At 40.6% G+C, this 15,754-nt stretch carries 15 protein-coding genes; 11 read left to right on the top strand and 4 right to left on the bottom strand.

What is annotated here, in order from left to right; all coding sequences use genetic code 11:
• Positions 1 to 2 precede the first annotated feature (2 nt).
• Together DOK79_RS03540 and DOK79_RS03535 are read left to right on the top strand one after the other, a co-directional pair.
• A complete protein-coding gene (locus DOK79_RS03540) occupies positions 3 to 860 on the top strand; it encodes a transketolase (RefSeq protein ID WP_206854908.1) in 858 nt (285 codons plus the stop codon).
• Positions 861 to 863: 3 nt separating this feature from the next.
• Entirely contained in the window at positions 864 to 1,811 is a 948-nt protein-coding gene (locus DOK79_RS03535) for a transketolase family protein (RefSeq protein ID WP_206854905.1), read from the top strand.
• A gap of 227 nt (positions 1,812 to 2,038) precedes the next feature.
• On the opposite strand, the gene DOK79_RS03530 is transcribed toward DOK79_RS03535, so the two are convergent.
• Together DOK79_RS03530 and DOK79_RS03525 are read right to left on the bottom strand one after the other, a co-directional pair.
• Positions 2,039 to 2,704 (bottom strand): DsbA family protein, encoded by a 666-nt coding sequence (locus tag DOK79_RS03530; RefSeq protein ID WP_206854902.1) that lies wholly within the window; start codon positions 2,702 to 2,704, stop codon positions 2,039 to 2,041.
• Positions 2,705 to 2,818: 114 nt separating this feature from the next.
• Complete coding sequence (locus tag DOK79_RS03525) at positions 2,819 to 3,394, bottom strand: CYTH domain-containing protein (protein ID WP_206854899.1); 576 nt, start codon at positions 3,392 to 3,394, stop codon at positions 2,819 to 2,821.
• A gap of 130 nt (positions 3,395 to 3,524) precedes the next feature.
• Between DOK79_RS03525 and DOK79_RS03520 the strand changes: the two genes are divergently transcribed.
• From DOK79_RS03520 to mgtE, 4 genes are read left to right on the top strand one after another with little or no spacing between them, the layout of a single operon-like run.
• Positions 3,525 to 4,229: a GTP pyrophosphokinase gene (locus tag DOK79_RS03520; RefSeq protein WP_206854896.1), complete on the top strand. Its 705-nt coding sequence runs from the start codon at positions 3,525 to 3,527 to the stop codon at positions 4,227 to 4,229.
• Positions 4,207 to 5,004: an NAD kinase gene (locus DOK79_RS03515; RefSeq protein WP_206854893.1), complete on the top strand. Its 798-nt coding sequence runs from the start codon at positions 4,207 to 4,209 to the stop codon at positions 5,002 to 5,004. Before DOK79_RS03520 ends, DOK79_RS03515 begins: the two co-directional genes overlap by 23 nt.
• 2 nt (positions 5,005 to 5,006) lie before the next feature.
• Positions 5,007 to 5,906 carry an RluA family pseudouridine synthase gene (locus tag DOK79_RS03510; protein ID WP_206854890.1) on the top strand — a complete coding sequence of 300 codons (900 nt, stop codon included), beginning with the start codon at positions 5,007 to 5,009 and terminating at the stop codon, positions 5,904 to 5,906.
• 17 nt (positions 5,907 to 5,923) lie between these two features.
• Positions 5,924 to 7,285 carry a magnesium transporter gene (gene mgtE, locus DOK79_RS03505; RefSeq protein ID WP_206854889.1) on the top strand — a complete coding sequence of 454 codons (1,362 nt, stop codon included), beginning with the start codon at positions 5,924 to 5,926 and terminating at the stop codon, positions 7,283 to 7,285.
• A 65-nt stretch (positions 7,286 to 7,350) separates the two neighbouring features.
• Here the strand turns inward: mgtE and DOK79_RS03500 are convergent, their stop codons facing one another.
• Positions 7,351 to 7,992: a copper homeostasis protein CutC gene (locus DOK79_RS03500; RefSeq protein WP_206854886.1), complete on the bottom strand. Its 642-nt coding sequence runs from the start codon at positions 7,990 to 7,992 to the stop codon at positions 7,351 to 7,353.
• Positions 7,993 to 8,180: 188 nt separating this feature from the next.
• Here DOK79_RS03500 and DOK79_RS03495 point away from each other — a divergent pair, with 188 nt between their 5' ends.
• From DOK79_RS03495 to DOK79_RS03480, 4 genes are all read left to right on the top strand, one after another.
• The gene (locus DOK79_RS03495) at positions 8,181 to 9,038 is read left to right on the top strand and encodes a methyltransferase domain-containing protein (RefSeq protein ID WP_206854882.1); all 858 of its coding nucleotides are present in this window, start codon (positions 8,181 to 8,183) and stop codon (positions 9,036 to 9,038) included.
• 229 nt (positions 9,039 to 9,267) lie between these two features.
• Entirely contained in the window at positions 9,268 to 9,771 is a 504-nt protein-coding gene (gene trmL, locus DOK79_RS03490) for a tRNA (uridine(34)/cytosine(34)/5-carboxymethylaminomethyluridine(34)-2'-O)-methyltransferase TrmL (protein ID WP_206854880.1), read from the top strand.
• A 326-nt stretch (positions 9,772 to 10,097) separates the two neighbouring features.
• On the top strand, positions 10,098 to 10,751 hold the full coding sequence (locus DOK79_RS03485) for a histidine phosphatase family protein (RefSeq protein WP_206854878.1): 654 nt from the start codon (positions 10,098 to 10,100) through the stop codon (positions 10,749 to 10,751).
• An 18-nt stretch (positions 10,752 to 10,769) separates the two neighbouring features.
• Entirely contained in the window at positions 10,770 to 13,322 is a 2,553-nt protein-coding gene (locus tag DOK79_RS03480) for an ATP-dependent RecD-like DNA helicase (protein WP_206854876.1), read from the top strand.
• A 104-nt stretch (positions 13,323 to 13,426) separates the two neighbouring features.
• Here the strand turns inward: DOK79_RS03480 and DOK79_RS03475 are convergent, their stop codons facing one another.
• On the bottom strand, positions 13,427 to 14,431 hold the full coding sequence (locus tag DOK79_RS03475) for a diacylglycerol/lipid kinase family protein (RefSeq protein WP_206854873.1): 1,005 nt from the start codon (positions 14,429 to 14,431) through the stop codon (positions 13,427 to 13,429).
• Positions 14,432 to 15,196: 765 nt separating this feature from the next.
• Here DOK79_RS03475 and DOK79_RS03470 point away from each other — a divergent pair.
• A complete protein-coding gene (locus DOK79_RS03470; protein ID WP_206854871.1) occupies positions 15,197 to 15,700 on the top strand; it encodes a QueT transporter family protein in 504 nt (167 codons plus the stop codon).
• Positions 15,701 to 15,754: the final 54 nt, after the last annotated feature.

Here is a 15,754-nt window from a genome sequence, read left to right as displayed (position 1 = left end):
CTTTGACCGTCAATGAGGAACAGTTAAAAGAGCTGGAACGATTAGCGACAAAAATACGATTAGATACGTTGATCAGTATCAAACATATGGGGCAAGGACATCTAGGTGGATCATTTTCGATTGTTGAATTGCTAGCGGTTTTATATGGCAAACAGATGAAGATCGATCCGAAAAATCCACAGTGGGAAGAACGTGATCGATTAGTCTTATCTAAAGGACATGCAGGTGCCGGTTTATATAGTACATTAGCCAATGTTGGATATTTCGACAGAGAATGGTTATTGACGATCAATGAAGGTGGAACACGCTTGCCTTCTCATCCAGATCGCCAAAAAACGCCTGGTGTTGATGCAACTACGGGTTCTTTAGGACAAGGCACTTCTATAGCTGCGGGAATCGCTACCGGTTTTAAGCACGCAAAAAAAGATAACTATGTATACTTGATCGTGGGCGATGGAGAATTGAATGAGGGGCAATGTTGGGAAGCATTCCAATATATCGCTCACTTTAAATTAAATCATTGCATCGTGATCATCGATGATAATAAAAAACAATTAGATGGGGAAACAAAGGACATCCTTGACCCGTTCGATATACAGAAAAAAATGGAAGCATTCGGTTTCTATACCTTAAAAGTAAAAGGGTCAGATCTACAAGGAATCGATGCTGCAATCAACGAATGTAAAGAAGTGACTGATCAAGCAGTGTGTATTGTACTTGATAGCGTGAAGGGACAAGGGATTCCTTATTTTGAAACGTTAGATGCCAATCATTCTGTAAAATTCAATACGGAATCAGTCAATCAAGCCGCAGATGACGCCATTCGAATGCTTGAAGAAAAAATCGAAAGGATGAGATAAGGGATGTTCCATTTAAGTAAATCAACTGCTATTGAAAAAGAATTACGAACTTGTGTAGTAGAAACAATCAATGAACTGATGGACATCGATGAGCAAGTCATTGCGTTAGATGCTGATTTAGGTTCGGCAAGTGGCTGGACTGCAATTGGGAAAGAACACCCTGACCGTTTCATCAACATGGGCATCGCCGAAGCAAATATGGTAGGTGTTGCTGCTGGATTGAGTTTGACGGGATACACACCATTTATCCATACTTTTGGTCCATTTGCGACACGGCGGGTATTTGATCAACTGTTTATTTCAGGTGGTTATGGCGGAAACACGATCAACATCTACGGTTCAGACCCAGGATTTGCAGCCGGCCATAATGGTGGGACTCACACGACTTGGGAAGATGTTGCACTGATGAAAGCCATTCCTCATTCTGTAGTCTGCGATGCCGCAGATGACGTCCAAATGGCATGGATTCTCAAAGAATTCCATCAAATGTCAGGCATCCATTATGTTCGTGGAAATCGTAAAGGTGTCAAACCTGTGTATGAAAAAGGCTCAACGTTCGTGTTAGGAAAAGGCAATGTTTTGCGTAAAGGTACCGATTATCTGCTGATTGCGGCGGGACAACTTGTTTCTGAAACGTTGCAAGTAGCCGAACAATTGATGGAACAAGGAATCAGCTGTGAAGTGATTGATATGTTTACAATCAAACCAATTGATCGAGAGCTGATTCTCAGTGAATCAGTCGGTAAGAAAAAAATCGTAACCATTGAAAACCATTCGATCACGGGCGGGTTAGGAAGTTCAGTCGCTGAAGTTCTTGCCGAAGAAGGGGTTGGCGTTCCGCTGAAACGAATCGGCGTCAATGAACGTTTCGGTCAAGTGGGCACACCAGATTTCTTACAACAAGAATTTGGGTTGGATGTTGCGAGTATACAAAAGCAAATCATTGAATAAGTCAGAGTGTTGCTGAACACTATTATTCGATATCGAAGAGGAGTAACTGAGGAGCTGATCCTTTGTTACTTCTTTTTGTCATTGGTGAGGAGCTGATCCATTAGTTATAGAAATGAATGAGTAAAAAGAGCGGCTTTTGTAGTTAATGATCAAAAAACGAAAAAAGACATAAAACAGTTTACCTTGTTTTGTGTCTTTTTATTTTGTGTGATACACACATCTATGATTTAATTTGAAAGCAAAGATAAATGGCTATTTCCGGAATGGAGTTGTGCATTCGTTGCTTGTAATGAGTGGCTGTCAAATAGGTGATAATTGTCTTCGCCTTGACAAATTGCTTTGATTTGGCGAACGCTATTCAAGCCTTCTACTAATACACCAAAATTCTGTTCACGATCATAATTGTAAATAACAGCTGATGGATGTTTCTTTATTCCCATTTCACGGGCCATTTTTTGGTCTGAGAAAAATGCTTCTTTGACAAACTCAGATTGACGATCTTCCTTGAACATGTTTAGATCTCCGATTTCTGAAAATATCGATTCAGCAAGATGTTGAGAATATGGAATTTTTTTACAGCTGACGGCTTCTTGTAATCGACTAAGAAATTGTCTTCCTTTTTTCTTTCCTTGGAAATGCGCCGCTTTGCAATCTAATGCGGCTGAATAAGTCGTTGAAAATAGTTTGTTACGCTCTTCTAGATTAGTTTGAGAAATTCCGTTAGTTTGCATGACATCCCCGATTGTCTGCAAGTTAACTAGTGGAAGAAAACGAAATTGTATTTTGAATTTAGGTTTCTTAGTATATTCCTCATCAATAAACTGAACAAGCTGTTGCTCTAAATGAAAGCAGTTTTTCCCCAATGGATTAACAAAAAAATAGATTTCGATCATACGAATCTCCCCCAAATTAGATTCTATGCAAATGATGAATAATATTCACATCGTATAACTTACCAGAAAAACTCGAAAAAATGAACTCAAGTGCCTTGGGAAAATGATAGAATTCTAATTTTTAGCCTCGAACATTCGTTGGATTTTATTTTTGGAAGGATGATAAGGAATCGATTGTCGCTGAAGAAAGTGCTCAAATGCTTTTTTACCGCTTTTAGCATCAGTGACTTCTAGTTCTAATTCATAGTCGTGAAGTTGCTCTCCCCAACTTTCGTCAATCGCTAACAAGCCTTCTTCAATAGGAAATTCGGCACGCTTCGTCGTGAGATGCCCAATGTTGATCAGTTGGCTTGAATCGATCGAAAACTCCTGAAGTTTTTGAAAGACAGCTCCAGTTCGTGGCAACCTGTGTTCTTCGATCATTTTAGTGGCTTCTTGGACCGTGTAGGAATCCGTTGTTTCCAATTTACCTTCTATAGCTGGCGTTTTTAACGTGTATTCTGCATAATTATCTAACACACGAATACGTAAGCCGCAGCCATTTTGTTTTAGTTGGAAATCGGGCGTGTCGTAATAGAAGTTCGTTTGGCTATGGAAACGGTCTGCTGTAAGCTGATAGTGCGAAAGCAAACGCATGTAATCCTCTTTTGTTAGTAGTGTTTTAAATTCGATCTCTACCATTTCTGTCATTGGCTTCGCCCCTTTCCTTTTATTTTGCCTAATTTTTTGTTTTTGGTCAACTTCAAAGACAGAAGGTGCAAAAAAACTATGTTTATATGTTAGAATAACTATGAATGTTAACAAAGTAGAGGTAACGATTATGGAACGAGACTGGGAAGAGTTTTTAGCACCTTATGAACAGACAGTGTCAGAGTTAAAAGTAAAATTACGAGGAATACGAAAACAATTCAGAGAACAAAACCGACATGTTCCGATTGAGTTCGTGACGGGACGGGTTAAACCGGTAGAAAGTATCATTACTAAGTCCCAATTACGCCATATCCCAATGGCACGTTTAGAAGAAGAAATGTCAGATATCGCTGGGTTGCGGATCATGTGTCAATTTGTGGAAGATATCCATCAAGTGGTTGACATCATCCGTAACCGTAAAGATATGAAAGTCATACAAGAACGAGATTATATCACCAACAAAAAAGCGAGTGGGTATCGCTCGTATCATTTAGTGATCGAATATCCAGTCCAACTGATCAGTGGTGAAAAGAAAATCTTGGCAGAAATCCAAATTCGCACATTAGCCATGAATTTTTGGGCAACGATCGAGCATTCCTTGAATTATAAATATCAGGGAGTATTCCCAGAAGAGATGAGTGAACGATTGCAGCGTGCAGCTGAAGCCGCTTATCAACTGGATGAAGAAATGTCGAATATCCGAGAAGAGATCCAAGAAGCACAACGATTATTCTCTCATGGAAGAGGACGATCTGAAGATGCCTATTACCGATCTTTGATCGACCAAGAGAATAAACAAGAGGAGGCCAAAGATGAAGGTAGCGATCGTTCATAACAAAGAACCGAAAACATTAGCAGTCACCGAACGATTGAAAAATCTTTTGGCTCAAGCAAATATCAAAATCGATGACCAACAACCAGAATTAGTGATCTCTGTGGGCGGTGATGGGACGCTGTTAGCGGCGTTCCATCGCTTTAGCCATGCTTTGAACGATGTGCGTTTTTTAGGCGTCCATACGGGCCATCTAGGCTTTTATACGGACTGGCGCGACTATGAGTTAGAAGAATTAGTCGATAGCTTGAAAACCAATCGTGAACAAAGCGTTAGCTACCCTTTGTTGGATGTCCGAATCAGCTATTTAGATGACAAACCCGACCAACATTTTTTTGCGTTGAACGAGTCCACGATCAAACGTTCCAACCGTACAATGGTCGCGGATGTCTATATCAAGAACGAATTTTTTGAAAGCTTTCGGGGAGACGGCTTAGCATTATCTACGCCTACAGGATCGACTGCTTATAATAAAAGTGTGGGTGGAGCCGTGATCCATCCAAGTATCAATGCGTTTCAATTAGCAGAAATTGCTTCATTGAATAACCGTGTGTTTCGTACGTTAGGTGCGCCGATGGTCATCGCTCAAGATGAATGGGTAGAGATCCGTTTAGAGAATACAGCAGATTATTTAGTTACGATCGATCAACTGGATGTCTCAAAAGACAATATCCGAGCCATTTATTATCGGATCGCAGAAGAAAGAATCCACTTCGCTTCGTATCGGCACATGCACTTTTGGCATCGCGTGAAAGATGCCTTTATCGGTGAGGTCTAGCAATGGAGTTTACATGGACCTACGAAAAAGAACAGCCGCAGCAAGTGAAATATTTTTTGAAAGAAAAAGGGATATCGAAAGGCTTGCTAGCAAAAATCAAGTTCCAAGGCGGTACGATCATGGTCAATGATCGGGTGGAAAACGTCTTGTTTTCTCTGACACAAAATGATAAGGTAACCATTGTGATTCCGGCTGAAGGTGAACATGAAACTGTTCTGTTAGATGAAACACCGATCGTGATCGTTTATGAGGACGAGCACATTTTAGTCGTGGATAAACCAGCTGGGATATCCTCGATACCAGCACAGTATCATCCGAATAGAACAATGGCGAATCGAGTGAAAGCATATTATCAACAACAAGACTATGAGGATCAGGTAATCCATGTGGTGACTAGACTGGATCGCGATACTTCAGGGTTGATGCTTTTTGCAAAGCATGGATTTGCTCATGCGAAGCTGGATGTACAGCTTCGTGAAAAGAAATTCGTCAAAAAATATCAAGCATTGGTCAGTGGGGTTGTAGATACTTTGCAAGATCACGGGCAAATCGATTTACCAATTGCTCGGGATATGACATCATTATTGAAACGCAAAGTTTCTCCTACAGGAAAAAGTGCGCAGACGGAATACTGGTTAGAAAATAAATCAACGGATGTAGCACTAGTGGATATCCAACTGCATACAGGTCGCACGCACCAAATCAGAGTGCATTTCTCTGAAATCGGCTGCCCTCTTTTAGGGGATGACATGTATGGCGGAAGAATGGATCTAGGTATTGCTAGACAAGCCTTGCACTGCTATGACTTACGGTTCTATCATCCGTTTACAGAAAAATTATTAGAATTCAAACAGCCTTTAGCAAAAGATATGGCGACAATAGTGAAACGATTTGAAGATTAAGGTGAGGTGAGATTGGTTTGGACGAAAATCAAGAATTAGAGGAAAGATTTGCCCAGTTGGCTCTGGATCTAAGAGAAAACAACATCCAGGATTTTAGAAACAACTTCCTAGAGATGCACATCTATGAGCAGGGGCAATTCTATCAATCCCTTAAGGAAGCAGATCGTCAACAGATTTATACCTATCTTTCGCCTAAGGAATTGGCGGATATGTTCGATGTCATTGAAGAAGACAACGAATACATGAAAGAATATTTGGCAGAAATGCGCCCTAATTATGCAGCAGACATGCTTTCTGAGATGTATACCGATAACGCGGTCGACTTGCTGAATACATTAGATAAGAAACAAGTGGCGAAATATCTTAGCCTGATGCCAGCAGAAGATGCAAGCGAGATCAAAGACCTCTTACATTATGAAGATGAAACAGCAGGGGCGATCATGACGACCGAATTTATTTCGATCGTTGCTAATCAAACGGTTCGTTCGGCGATGTATGTCTTGAAAAATGAAGCTGATGTAGCAGAAACGATTTATTATATCTATGTCGTCAATCAAGACAATCAACTGGTTGGAGTTATCTCATTACGTGATTTGATCGTCAATGATGATGATGCCATGATTTCTGATTTAATGAGTGAGCGGGTGTTGTCTGTTCACGTAGGCGACGACCAAGAAGACGTAGCACAAACCTTCCGTGACTATGACTTTCTTGCTTTGCCCGTAACTGATTATGATGATCATTTGTTAGGGATCGTTACGGTCGATGACATCATTGACGTTATCGATGATGAAGCAGCGAGTGACTACTCCGGGTTGGCGGGGGTCAATGTCGAAGAAATCAATGAGAATCCAGTGAAATCTGCTTCTCGACGGTTGCCTTGGTTGATCACTTTGTTATTCTTAGGTATGTCAACAGCTTCTTTGATCAGTCACTACGAAGCTTTGGTCAGTGAAGCGAGTATTTTAGCTGTCTTTATCTCTTTGATCACAGGTACTGCTGGGAATGCCGGCACGCAATCGTTGGCGGTCGCTGTGCGGCGTTTAGCGATCTCTGATGATAAAAATCATGGCTTTGTCCGCTTGATCGTAGCAGAAGTGTTGACTGGATTAGTCACTGGTGCTGTGACTGGTTTAACGATTTTCTTGATCGTAGGGATTTGGAAACAAAACTTTATTTTAGGCTTTGTCATTGGTATTGCGATGCTCTTTGCGATCACAGTGGCGAATCTTGCGGGAAGTTTGATCCCTATGTTGATGGATCGCTTAGGCTTTGACCCTGCCGTTGCGAGTGGGCCATTTATTACCACTTTGAGTGACTTGACCAGTGTGTTGATCTATTTCAATATCGCTTCTTTGTTTATGGGGTATTTTATGTAAGAGATAAAAAAGATAGGCGAAGCTTCTCTTGTTTGAGACAAGGAGGTTTCGTCTATCTTTTGGTTTTACTCAGATAAAGGAACGATCTTTGTGCCATGGACTTCGTGGACTTCTAAAGCATCTGCAACTGCTTGTGCGTTTTCAGAAGTGATCCCACCGCCAGGTAAAATGATGATCCGGCCATTTGCATGAGCAATCAATTGTTTTAAATGCTCCAAATTCTCTTCGATGTTCGTGCCGGCAGCGCCACCGTGTGTCAAGATGCGATGAACACCATGTTCCACTAACCAATCGATTGCTTCGAATTGACGCTCTTGAGGAATCGCATCGAAAGCCATATGAAAGGTGATCTGCAAGCCTTCTGCGGACTCTATAAGGACTTCCAAAGCTTCTTCGTCTAACCAGCCAGAAGGCGTTAAACAACCGATGACCACACCGTCAGTTCCTAGTTTTTTTGATTCAATCAAGTCAGTGTGCATGATTTTCAATTCGATATCGTTATAAACAAAATCACCGCCACGTGGTCGGATGATCGTCATGACTGGTACGCTTTTTTCACTTGCGTAGCTTAGGACTTCTTCGATCACACCAGTACTTGGCGTAGTGCCACCTACTGCCAGATTGTCGCACAATTCGATTCGATTCGCACCTTTAGCAATCGCTAAGGGAATCAATGTATAATTCTCCGCACAAAATTCTTTGATCATATTCTTACTCCTTTGTGATGCCTGCTTTTTTGAAAGTATACCATAGTTTTTACAGTTGCTAAAGCGTTCATCAAACGGTAAGATGAAGTGAATCGTACAATCGCACTAATACGTAACGTATGTTTTAAAAAGCTATTTTGTCTTGTTATTGCTTTCTCACTAAGTTTTTAAAGGAATGAATAATCATTATGTTAAAAAAAATAGACCAAGGTAGACTATTTTTATCAGAGAATGCTCAGTTGTTTCGCTGTCCGTTGTGTCATGAAGCGATTACTTCAACAGCGAACGGGCTCATTTGTCAAAACAATCATCGTTTTGATTTATCAAAAAAAGGGACGTTGTATTTTTTGTCCCATGCTGTTAAAACGGACTATGACCAAGGAATGTTTGAACCAAGACGGCGAATGATCCAAGCGGGTATGTATCAGCCTGTGATCGAATTATTAGCACAACATCTGCCGGCTGATGCAAGTGTGTTAGATGTCGGTTGTGGAGAAGGCAGCTTTTTGACTGCCATCGATCAATTACAGCCGTTAAAACAAGCAATCGGCTTTGACATTTCTAAAGAAGGCGTCTACGCAGCAACTGAACAGCCAGTAAAGGCGTTTTGGTGTGTCGCAGATTTAACGAATCTCCCTTTTGCTGATCAGCAATTTTCGACGATATTGAATATTTTTTCGCCTTCTCATTATCAGGAATTTCACCGAGTGCTTGCAGATGACGGTGTGGTGTTGAAAGTTGTTCCGCAATCAGGCTATTTAAAAGAATTACGCCAAGCCTTTTATCCCAATCAACCAGAAAAACACCATTATTCGAATCAGCGTGTCGTTGACAAATTCATGGAATCAATGGAGTTGGTAGAACGTCAGCGTGTGACTTATGAGTTTTCGATCCCTGAACAGAATCGACGAGATCTCTTAGCAATGTCGCCGCTCGAATGGCAAGTAACAAAAGAAATAAAAGAGGCACTTATGGCAGAACCTCTTAGAAAAATTACAATTGACATAGAATTGTTAAAAGGAAATAAGAGAAAACGATTCCAATAAGAATATTGTAGAGTTAAGGTTGCAAAATGCGTTTAATGGTGATATAGTAGCAACAAGTTGTTTTTTCATTGGTTTTTATCAGGTTCCTGTTCTGATAAAAGATAGTGAGAAGAGCTTCACTAACGTAACGACTCGCAGTGACTGACACCGAGTTGATACGTTTTTTTTTATGCAAAAATCAAGATTTAGTCTAAAATGGATTTCACATATACATGAGAGGATGGATAGTATGAACCATATTGTTTTATTTGAACCTTTGATCCCTGCAAATACAGGAAATATTGCGAGAACGTGTGCGGCGACGAACACCCCGCTACACTTGATCGAACCACTAGGATTTTCAACAGATGATAAACAGTTGAAACGAGCAGGGCTTGATTATTGGCATGATGTAGATATTACGTACCATGCCGATCTACCAGCTTTTATGTCTTATTTAGGAGATAGAAAGTTGCATTTGATCTCTAAGTTTGCGAATAAAGTATATAGTGATGAAAATTTTGCGGATGGCGAAGAGCATTTCTTTTTATTCGGCAAAGAAACAACTGGATTACCGGAATCCTTTATGCGCGAACATGCAGAAAAATGCTTACGCATCCCAATGAATGACACCCATGTCCGCTCATTGAATCTATCGAATACAGCTGCGATGATCGTGTATGAAGCATTGCGCCAACAAGGTTTCCCAAATTTAGAGTTAACACATCACTACGAAAATGATAAGCTAGACTAAAGGTTGTGAGAAAGGATTTGCTCCTAATATCAAGGCGAAGTGAAGGACTTTTTGACCTTCGCTTGGCGTATAGTAGGAGCTTCCTTGCGAACACCGCTTATCGACACTGAGAATGAAGTGTTGCTTCTTGCGTATCGCTGATTGAAAACGAAACTACATAATTGGCAGAGGAGCTTCTTTACAATTGATTTCAGTGAGCATCGGTTGGCGAAAGCTTCTATTTTTTTTTGAAGAAACAAGCTTTTCTACACAATCCACTGGCAAAATCCTATATGATAGATAGTATAGCGAAAAAAAGGAAGTACAGAGTGAGGAGTCTAAAACCTATGGAACTATACTTTACAAGACATGGTAAAACGGAATGGAATCTTGAAAGACGCTTTCAAGGGAGCCAAGGAGACTCACCGTTGTTACCTCAAAGTTATGAGGAAATCAAAGCATTTGGTCAAAAGGTCAAGTCGATTCCTTTTGAAGCCATCTATTGCAGTACAGCAAAGCGTGCGAGAGATACGGCAAAAGGAATCAATCAAGAATTAGTACATCCGACAGAAATCATTTATACAGATAAATTAAGAGAACTAGGGTTAGGAAAACTGGAAGGGCAATCGATCGAAGCGATGTACCAAAAATTTCCAGAGAATTTACCTAACTTACGTAACCATTTAGATAAATATGACCCAACACCTTTTGATGGTGAGCCGATCACTGAAGCAATCACACGGATCGAAGCAGTCGTTGCTGATGCGGTATGTCAACATCAAGGGCCCATTCTCTTCGTTGGTCACGGGGCGTCATTGACGGCTGCGATCCAGTGGATGACTGGGAAAGACTTGAGCCAATTGCGAGAAATGGGCGGACTGTTTAATAGCAGTTTGACGATTTTAGAAACAGGAGAACCCAATAACCTTTTACCATACGAGCTGAAAGTATGGAATGAGGTCGATTTTTTAGGTAATGGACAGCCAGAGCCTTTACTATAAATGAAGGAGGCGGCCTCGATGCAGCCAGAAGAAATGCCTTATTTTGTCGGCACAGTTGCCGCTATCTTTTTTCAAAATCCTAGCAACTTTTACAAAGTCTTGCTGATCCAAGTCAGCGAGACAAGTGCCGATTATCGAGAAAAAGAAATCGTCGCAACGGGTAGTTTTGGCGATGTTCAAGAAAACGAGTTGTATCGCTTTTATGGCGAGTTAGTCGATCATCCAAAGTATGGCAGACAGTTGAAAGTAGAACGATACGAACAGGAAAAACCAACGACAGCAAATGGGATCGTCAATTATCTATCAAGTGACAAGTTTCCAGGTATTGGCAAAAAAACCGCAGAAAAAATCGTGGAATTGCTTGGTGAAGACGCGATTGAAAAAATCATCGAAGATCCGTCACAATTACAACAGATTTCTGGGTTAACAAAACCAAAAAGAGAGATGATTGCTGAAACGATCCGCTTGAATCATGGGATGGATCAAGTGATCATGGGATTGAACCGCTATGGTTTCGGTAGTCAACTGGCCTTTAGTATTTACCAAGCCTATAAAAACGAAGCATTGGATATCATCCAGGAAAATCCTTATCAATTAGTTGAAGAGATTGAAGGGATCGGGTTCAAGCGTGCAGATAATTTAGCAGAACAGATCGGTATAGCGGCGGACTCGCCGCGTCGAATCAGGGCTGCGATCTTACATCAGATCTTTCAACAGGCGATCCAAACGGGGGATACGTATGTCCCCGCAGAATCTTTATTGCAGCAGACGATCAAAATCTTAGAATCGAGTCGTCCGATCGAAATCGAACCGGATCAAGTCGCAACGGTCATTATCCAATTAGTCGAAGAGGGAAAGATCCAACAAGAAGAAACGAATCTATATGAAAATAGTTTGTATTTTTCTGAATGGGGTATCGGTAACTCGGTCCAGCGCTTATTGAGTCGGAAAAAAGAAATCAAATACGAATCAAAAGAAGTCAAAAAAAATATTCGACGAATCGAGAAAATGTTCGGCATCCAGTATGGAGATTCGCAAGAACAAGCAATTTCTGAAGCCATCCGCTCGCCACTGTTCATCTTGACGGGGGGCCCTGGGACTGGGAAAACGACGGTAATCAATGGGATCGTTCATTTGTTTGCCGAATTGAATGGCTTGGATCTTGATCCCACAAAATACACGCAAGAGATTTTTCCGATCTTATTAGCGGCGCCAACGGGACGAGCCGCTAAACGAATGAATGAAACCACTGGATTGCCGGCTAGTACGATCCATCGCCTCTTAGGTTTGAATGGACGTGAAAAAACGCCTTCGATCAGTACGAAAGAGTTAGACGGAGGCTTATTGATCGTCGATGAAATGTCGATGGTCGATACTTGGTTAGCGAACACGTTATTCAAGGCAATCCCCACAAATATGCAAGTCATACTCGTAGGGGATAAAGATCAATTGCCATCAGTAGGACCAGGTCAAGTACTACATGATCTATTAGAAATCGACCAGATCCCTAAAATCGAACTGAATCAGATCTATCGACAAGGAGATGGCTCGAGTATCATCCCATTAGCGCATGAAATCAAAGAAGGAAGATTACCAGCGGATTTTACCAAAAATCAAAAAGATCGCTCGTTCTTTGCAAGTGATGCGTATCAAATCGAACCACTGATTTCTAAAATCGTGGAAAAAGCCAAAAACAAAGGGTTTACAGCACAAGATATCCAAGTGTTGGCACCAATGTATCGAGGGGCAGCTGGTATCGATGCTTTGAATAAAATGATGCAAAATATTTTCAATCCAGGTGGAGGAAATCGCAAGGAAGTCCATTGGAATGATACGATTTATCGGATTGGCGATAAAGTCCTTCATTTAGTCAACACACCGGAATTAAATGTGTTCAATGGGGACATGGGCGTGATCACTGGGATCGTTTTAGCAAAGGATTCGGAAGATAAAGTAGATGAACTTGTCATCCAGTTTGATGCCAATGAAGTCACCTATAAACGAAATGAATGGAATAAGATCACCCTTTCTTATTGTTGCTCGATCCATAAATCGCAAGGTAGCGAATTTAAGATGGTGATTTTGCCGATGGTCCATCAATATCAACGGATGCTTCAACGAAATCTGTTGTATACAGCCGTGACTCGAAGTAAGGAGTTGTTGATCCTATTAGGGGAAGAGCAAGCGTATTTGACTTGCGCTAAAAACGAATCAGCCGTTCGTTTGACGACACTAAAAAAACGGATCGAAGACAACGAAATGACGCTTCATTTGCGGACGAAACTAGCCGCCTATGAAGATTCTTTGACAGGTGATGATCCATTTGAAGAAGGAATATATTCAGCCTCCATTGAACAAGCAGCTGAGCCTAAAAAACAACTGGTTGACCACAATGAGACCACAGAACCAGCACAAGAAGTGTCACTTTTTGCTGTGGAAGAAGAAAAAAATGAAGCGAAAGAAGCTGAAGCGCCACAGTTGCCTGAAAACTATATCCTGACAACCGAAGCTGTAGAAAAACAATGGATCGATCCGATGATCGGTATGGAAAACATCAAACTACAAGCGTAAGTTGAGATTGTAAATCATAAAAAACGAAAAGACATCCGAAACTATAAATTTCGGATGTCTTTTTTAGACGGTATGATTAACAAGCAATCTTAGGACTGAGCGTATCAAGAATTTGGATCTTCCTCACGGATGACTATTTTTTCACACCATAATAATTGCGTTTTATTCGCTAATTGTAGATCGAAAGATTGTTTTTCCAAATCCTCGCCATCTTCTTGGCCATATTGAGGAAGGGTGGAAACGATTCGAAGCTTACTTGTTGTATAGTGATGAAAATACTTAGAGTTCATTTGTTTTTTTTGGAGTAATAAAAGAAACAGCCAGATGATTTTCAATAGGTTGATACGTTCAACTACGACAAAATCAATCGTCGGTTTTGTGATATCCGCCGTAGGAACGATTGAGATCCCCCCACCAAAATAGGGATGATTGGTAGCTGTACATAAGAAAGCTTTTTTAAAATTAACCCGTTTCCCACCGATATCGACAAGAATCGGAAATCCTTTTTGTGTGAAAAGGACATGTAATAAAGAAAATAAATAAGAAAGTGAGCCTAGATTGTATTTATTCAGTCTTTTTTTTGCATTCGAATGATTCGTTGCATGGACGATCGCTGCATCTAAACCGATCCCAAAATTATTGAGCGCAAGACCTTCTCGATCGCTGACTTTTTCTTCATAGTGCAAGACATTTATTTCTTGGGGTTCATTGGTCGATAAAATCGCTTCTAATGCTTTTTCAGGGTCTCGACTGATACCAATGCCCCGAGCAAAGTCATTACCTGAACCGGCTGGAATGAAGCCTACAGGAAATGATACACATAACTGATGAAAAGTGTTCAGTACTTGATGAAGGGTGCCATCGCCGCCAACAACGATTAGAAGTGGAAACCACCCTAAAGAATCAGTAACTTGTTCCGCCTCCCACTCCATAAGTGTATCTTTTGCTAATTGTTCCGCTATTAGAGCGTCGTGTCCTTTATATTCACTGTAGTGGGCAGTATAGGAAAGTTGCTTTTTATCGAGAATCGGTAAGATCTTCTCAGCTGTTTTCTTTCCGTTTCCGCTACCAGCGGCTTCGTTAATTAATAGGTGATAATGAAAATTCATTTTTTCCTCCTGGAATACACCAAAGTATCGAACGTACGGTTGGTGGAAACAAGCCTTTCAAGATTTTTCGTTGGCATACGCTAACAACGTAGCAAAAGGAAAAGCAATCATTGCCCTGTTTATTCAGCATCCGTGAATACTTGTGGTTTTAATCATGTAAATAGATTGACGAAACTTCGATCAATGTTTTCGCAACAAAAAAAGCTTTAAGCTTTTAAGGGTGAATCGATCATTGAATAGTTAACGATACGCCTCGTCAATGTGATCAAAAGAATTACAATCTTGGTTATTATAGCAGAGGTTTAGGCAAATGAAAAAGAAGTTCAATTAGAAAACAGAATAAAGAACAAGCAAAAAACGTAGGTAAAAGAAAGGACTGGGATAATCATTCAAGCGTCGTCAGCCAATACTTAGGCTGATTTTTTTGTCATGAATGCTAACATTCCTTGACTTAGCAAGCTTTGCGCTTTGCTTTGTGTATAGACATTCGTTTTGACATTGGCTGATCATTAAGAGTCACTGCTCGTTGTTGTTTTGCTTTTTATAACATTTTTCACAAACGCCTGTTTTTGCCTCACTATTTCTGCCAATTTTTGGTCTGAGAAATGTGCGAATAGTCACTGGGATAATTTTTCTGAATGAAAAACATACAGAGAATCCCTTTTTAGAGTGAAGGTTGTAATCTTCATTTGGTGTGTTATAATACGCCTTGCGGTTCGTCGACCATCCCGCGTTAACAAAACTAGGAGAAATGAGGAATAGAAAATGGAGAGAACAAAAAGTAGGCAACGACTGATGGTAGTAGTTGTCAATGGGCTGATCATGGCCTTGTATCTAGCTTTAACGATTTTGGTTGCACCAGTGTCTTCAGGACCAATCCAATTTCGGATTTCAGAGAGTTTGAATCATTTAGTTGTATTCAATCGGAAGTTATTATGGGGTGTCTTAGGTGGTGTGATCGTCTATAATGCGATTTATGGTTTTGGTGTCATGGATGTGATTTTTGGCGGTGGCCAAACATTGTTGGCATTGGGATTGACTGCACTTATCCAGAATAAAGTAAAAAATGTCAAAGTACGTTTAGCATTAAATACAGCTTTCTTTACAATCAGTATGTTTATGATCGCTTATATGTTAGTACCAACCGGAGGACAAGCATTTTGGACGACTTACGGTACGCTTGCATTAAGTGAATTTATCGTGATGGCTGTCTCTGCACCATTGATGTATTATTTAGATCGAGCAGTAAAATTCAACGATCGAGTATGATTGTTTGCAAAAGACTAAAAAAGCCAGGAATTCCAAAATCTATCGATGATTTTG

The organism is Enterococcus sp. DIV1094 (genome assembly GCF_017316305.2).
GTDB classification, from domain to species: domain Bacteria; phylum Bacillota; class Bacilli; order Lactobacillales; family Enterococcaceae; genus Enterococcus_B; species Enterococcus_B mangumiae.
The sequence above is the reverse complement of the archived record's forward strand: the minus strand, read 5'-3'. Positions and strand labels throughout refer to the sequence as shown.

Excerpts from the sequence above, each read along its gene's own strand:
- DOK79_RS03480 (WP_206854876.1), top strand. The coding sequence starts at position 10,770 with ATGCAGCCAGAAGAAATGCCTTATTTTGTCGGCACAGTTGCCGCTATC.
- DOK79_RS03470 (WP_206854871.1), top strand. The coding sequence starts at position 15,197 with ATGGAGAGAACAAAAAGTAGGCAACGACTGATGGTAGTAGTTGTCAAT.
- DOK79_RS03510 (WP_206854890.1), top strand. The coding sequence starts at position 5,007 with ATGGAGTTTACATGGACCTACGAAAAAGAACAGCCGCAGCAAGTGAAA.
- DOK79_RS03535 (WP_206854905.1), top strand. The coding sequence starts at position 864 with ATGTTCCATTTAAGTAAATCAACTGCTATTGAAAAAGAATTACGAACT.
- DOK79_RS03475 (WP_206854873.1), bottom strand. The coding sequence starts at position 14,431 with ATGAATTTTCATTATCACCTATTAATTAACGAAGCCGCTGGTAGCGGA.
- DOK79_RS03500 (WP_206854886.1), bottom strand. The coding sequence starts at position 7,992 with ATGATCAAAGAATTTTGTGCGGAGAATTATACATTGATTCCCTTAGCG.
- DOK79_RS03495 (WP_206854882.1), top strand. The coding sequence starts at position 8,181 with ATGTTAAAAAAAATAGACCAAGGTAGACTATTTTTATCAGAGAATGCT.
- DOK79_RS03525 (WP_206854899.1), bottom strand. The coding sequence starts at position 3,394 with ATGACAGAAATGGTAGAGATCGAATTTAAAACACTACTAACAAAAGAG.
- DOK79_RS03530 (WP_206854902.1), bottom strand. The coding sequence starts at position 2,704 with ATGATCGAAATCTATTTTTTTGTTAATCCATTGGGGAAAAACTGCTTT.
- DOK79_RS03520 (WP_206854896.1), top strand. The coding sequence starts at position 3,525 with ATGGAACGAGACTGGGAAGAGTTTTTAGCACCTTATGAACAGACAGTG.
- DOK79_RS03485 (WP_206854878.1), top strand. The coding sequence starts at position 10,098 with ATGGAACTATACTTTACAAGACATGGTAAAACGGAATGGAATCTTGAA.
- DOK79_RS03515 (WP_206854893.1), top strand. The coding sequence starts at position 4,207 with ATGAAGGTAGCGATCGTTCATAACAAAGAACCGAAAACATTAGCAGTC.
- trmL (WP_206854880.1), top strand. The coding sequence starts at position 9,268 with ATGAACCATATTGTTTTATTTGAACCTTTGATCCCTGCAAATACAGGA.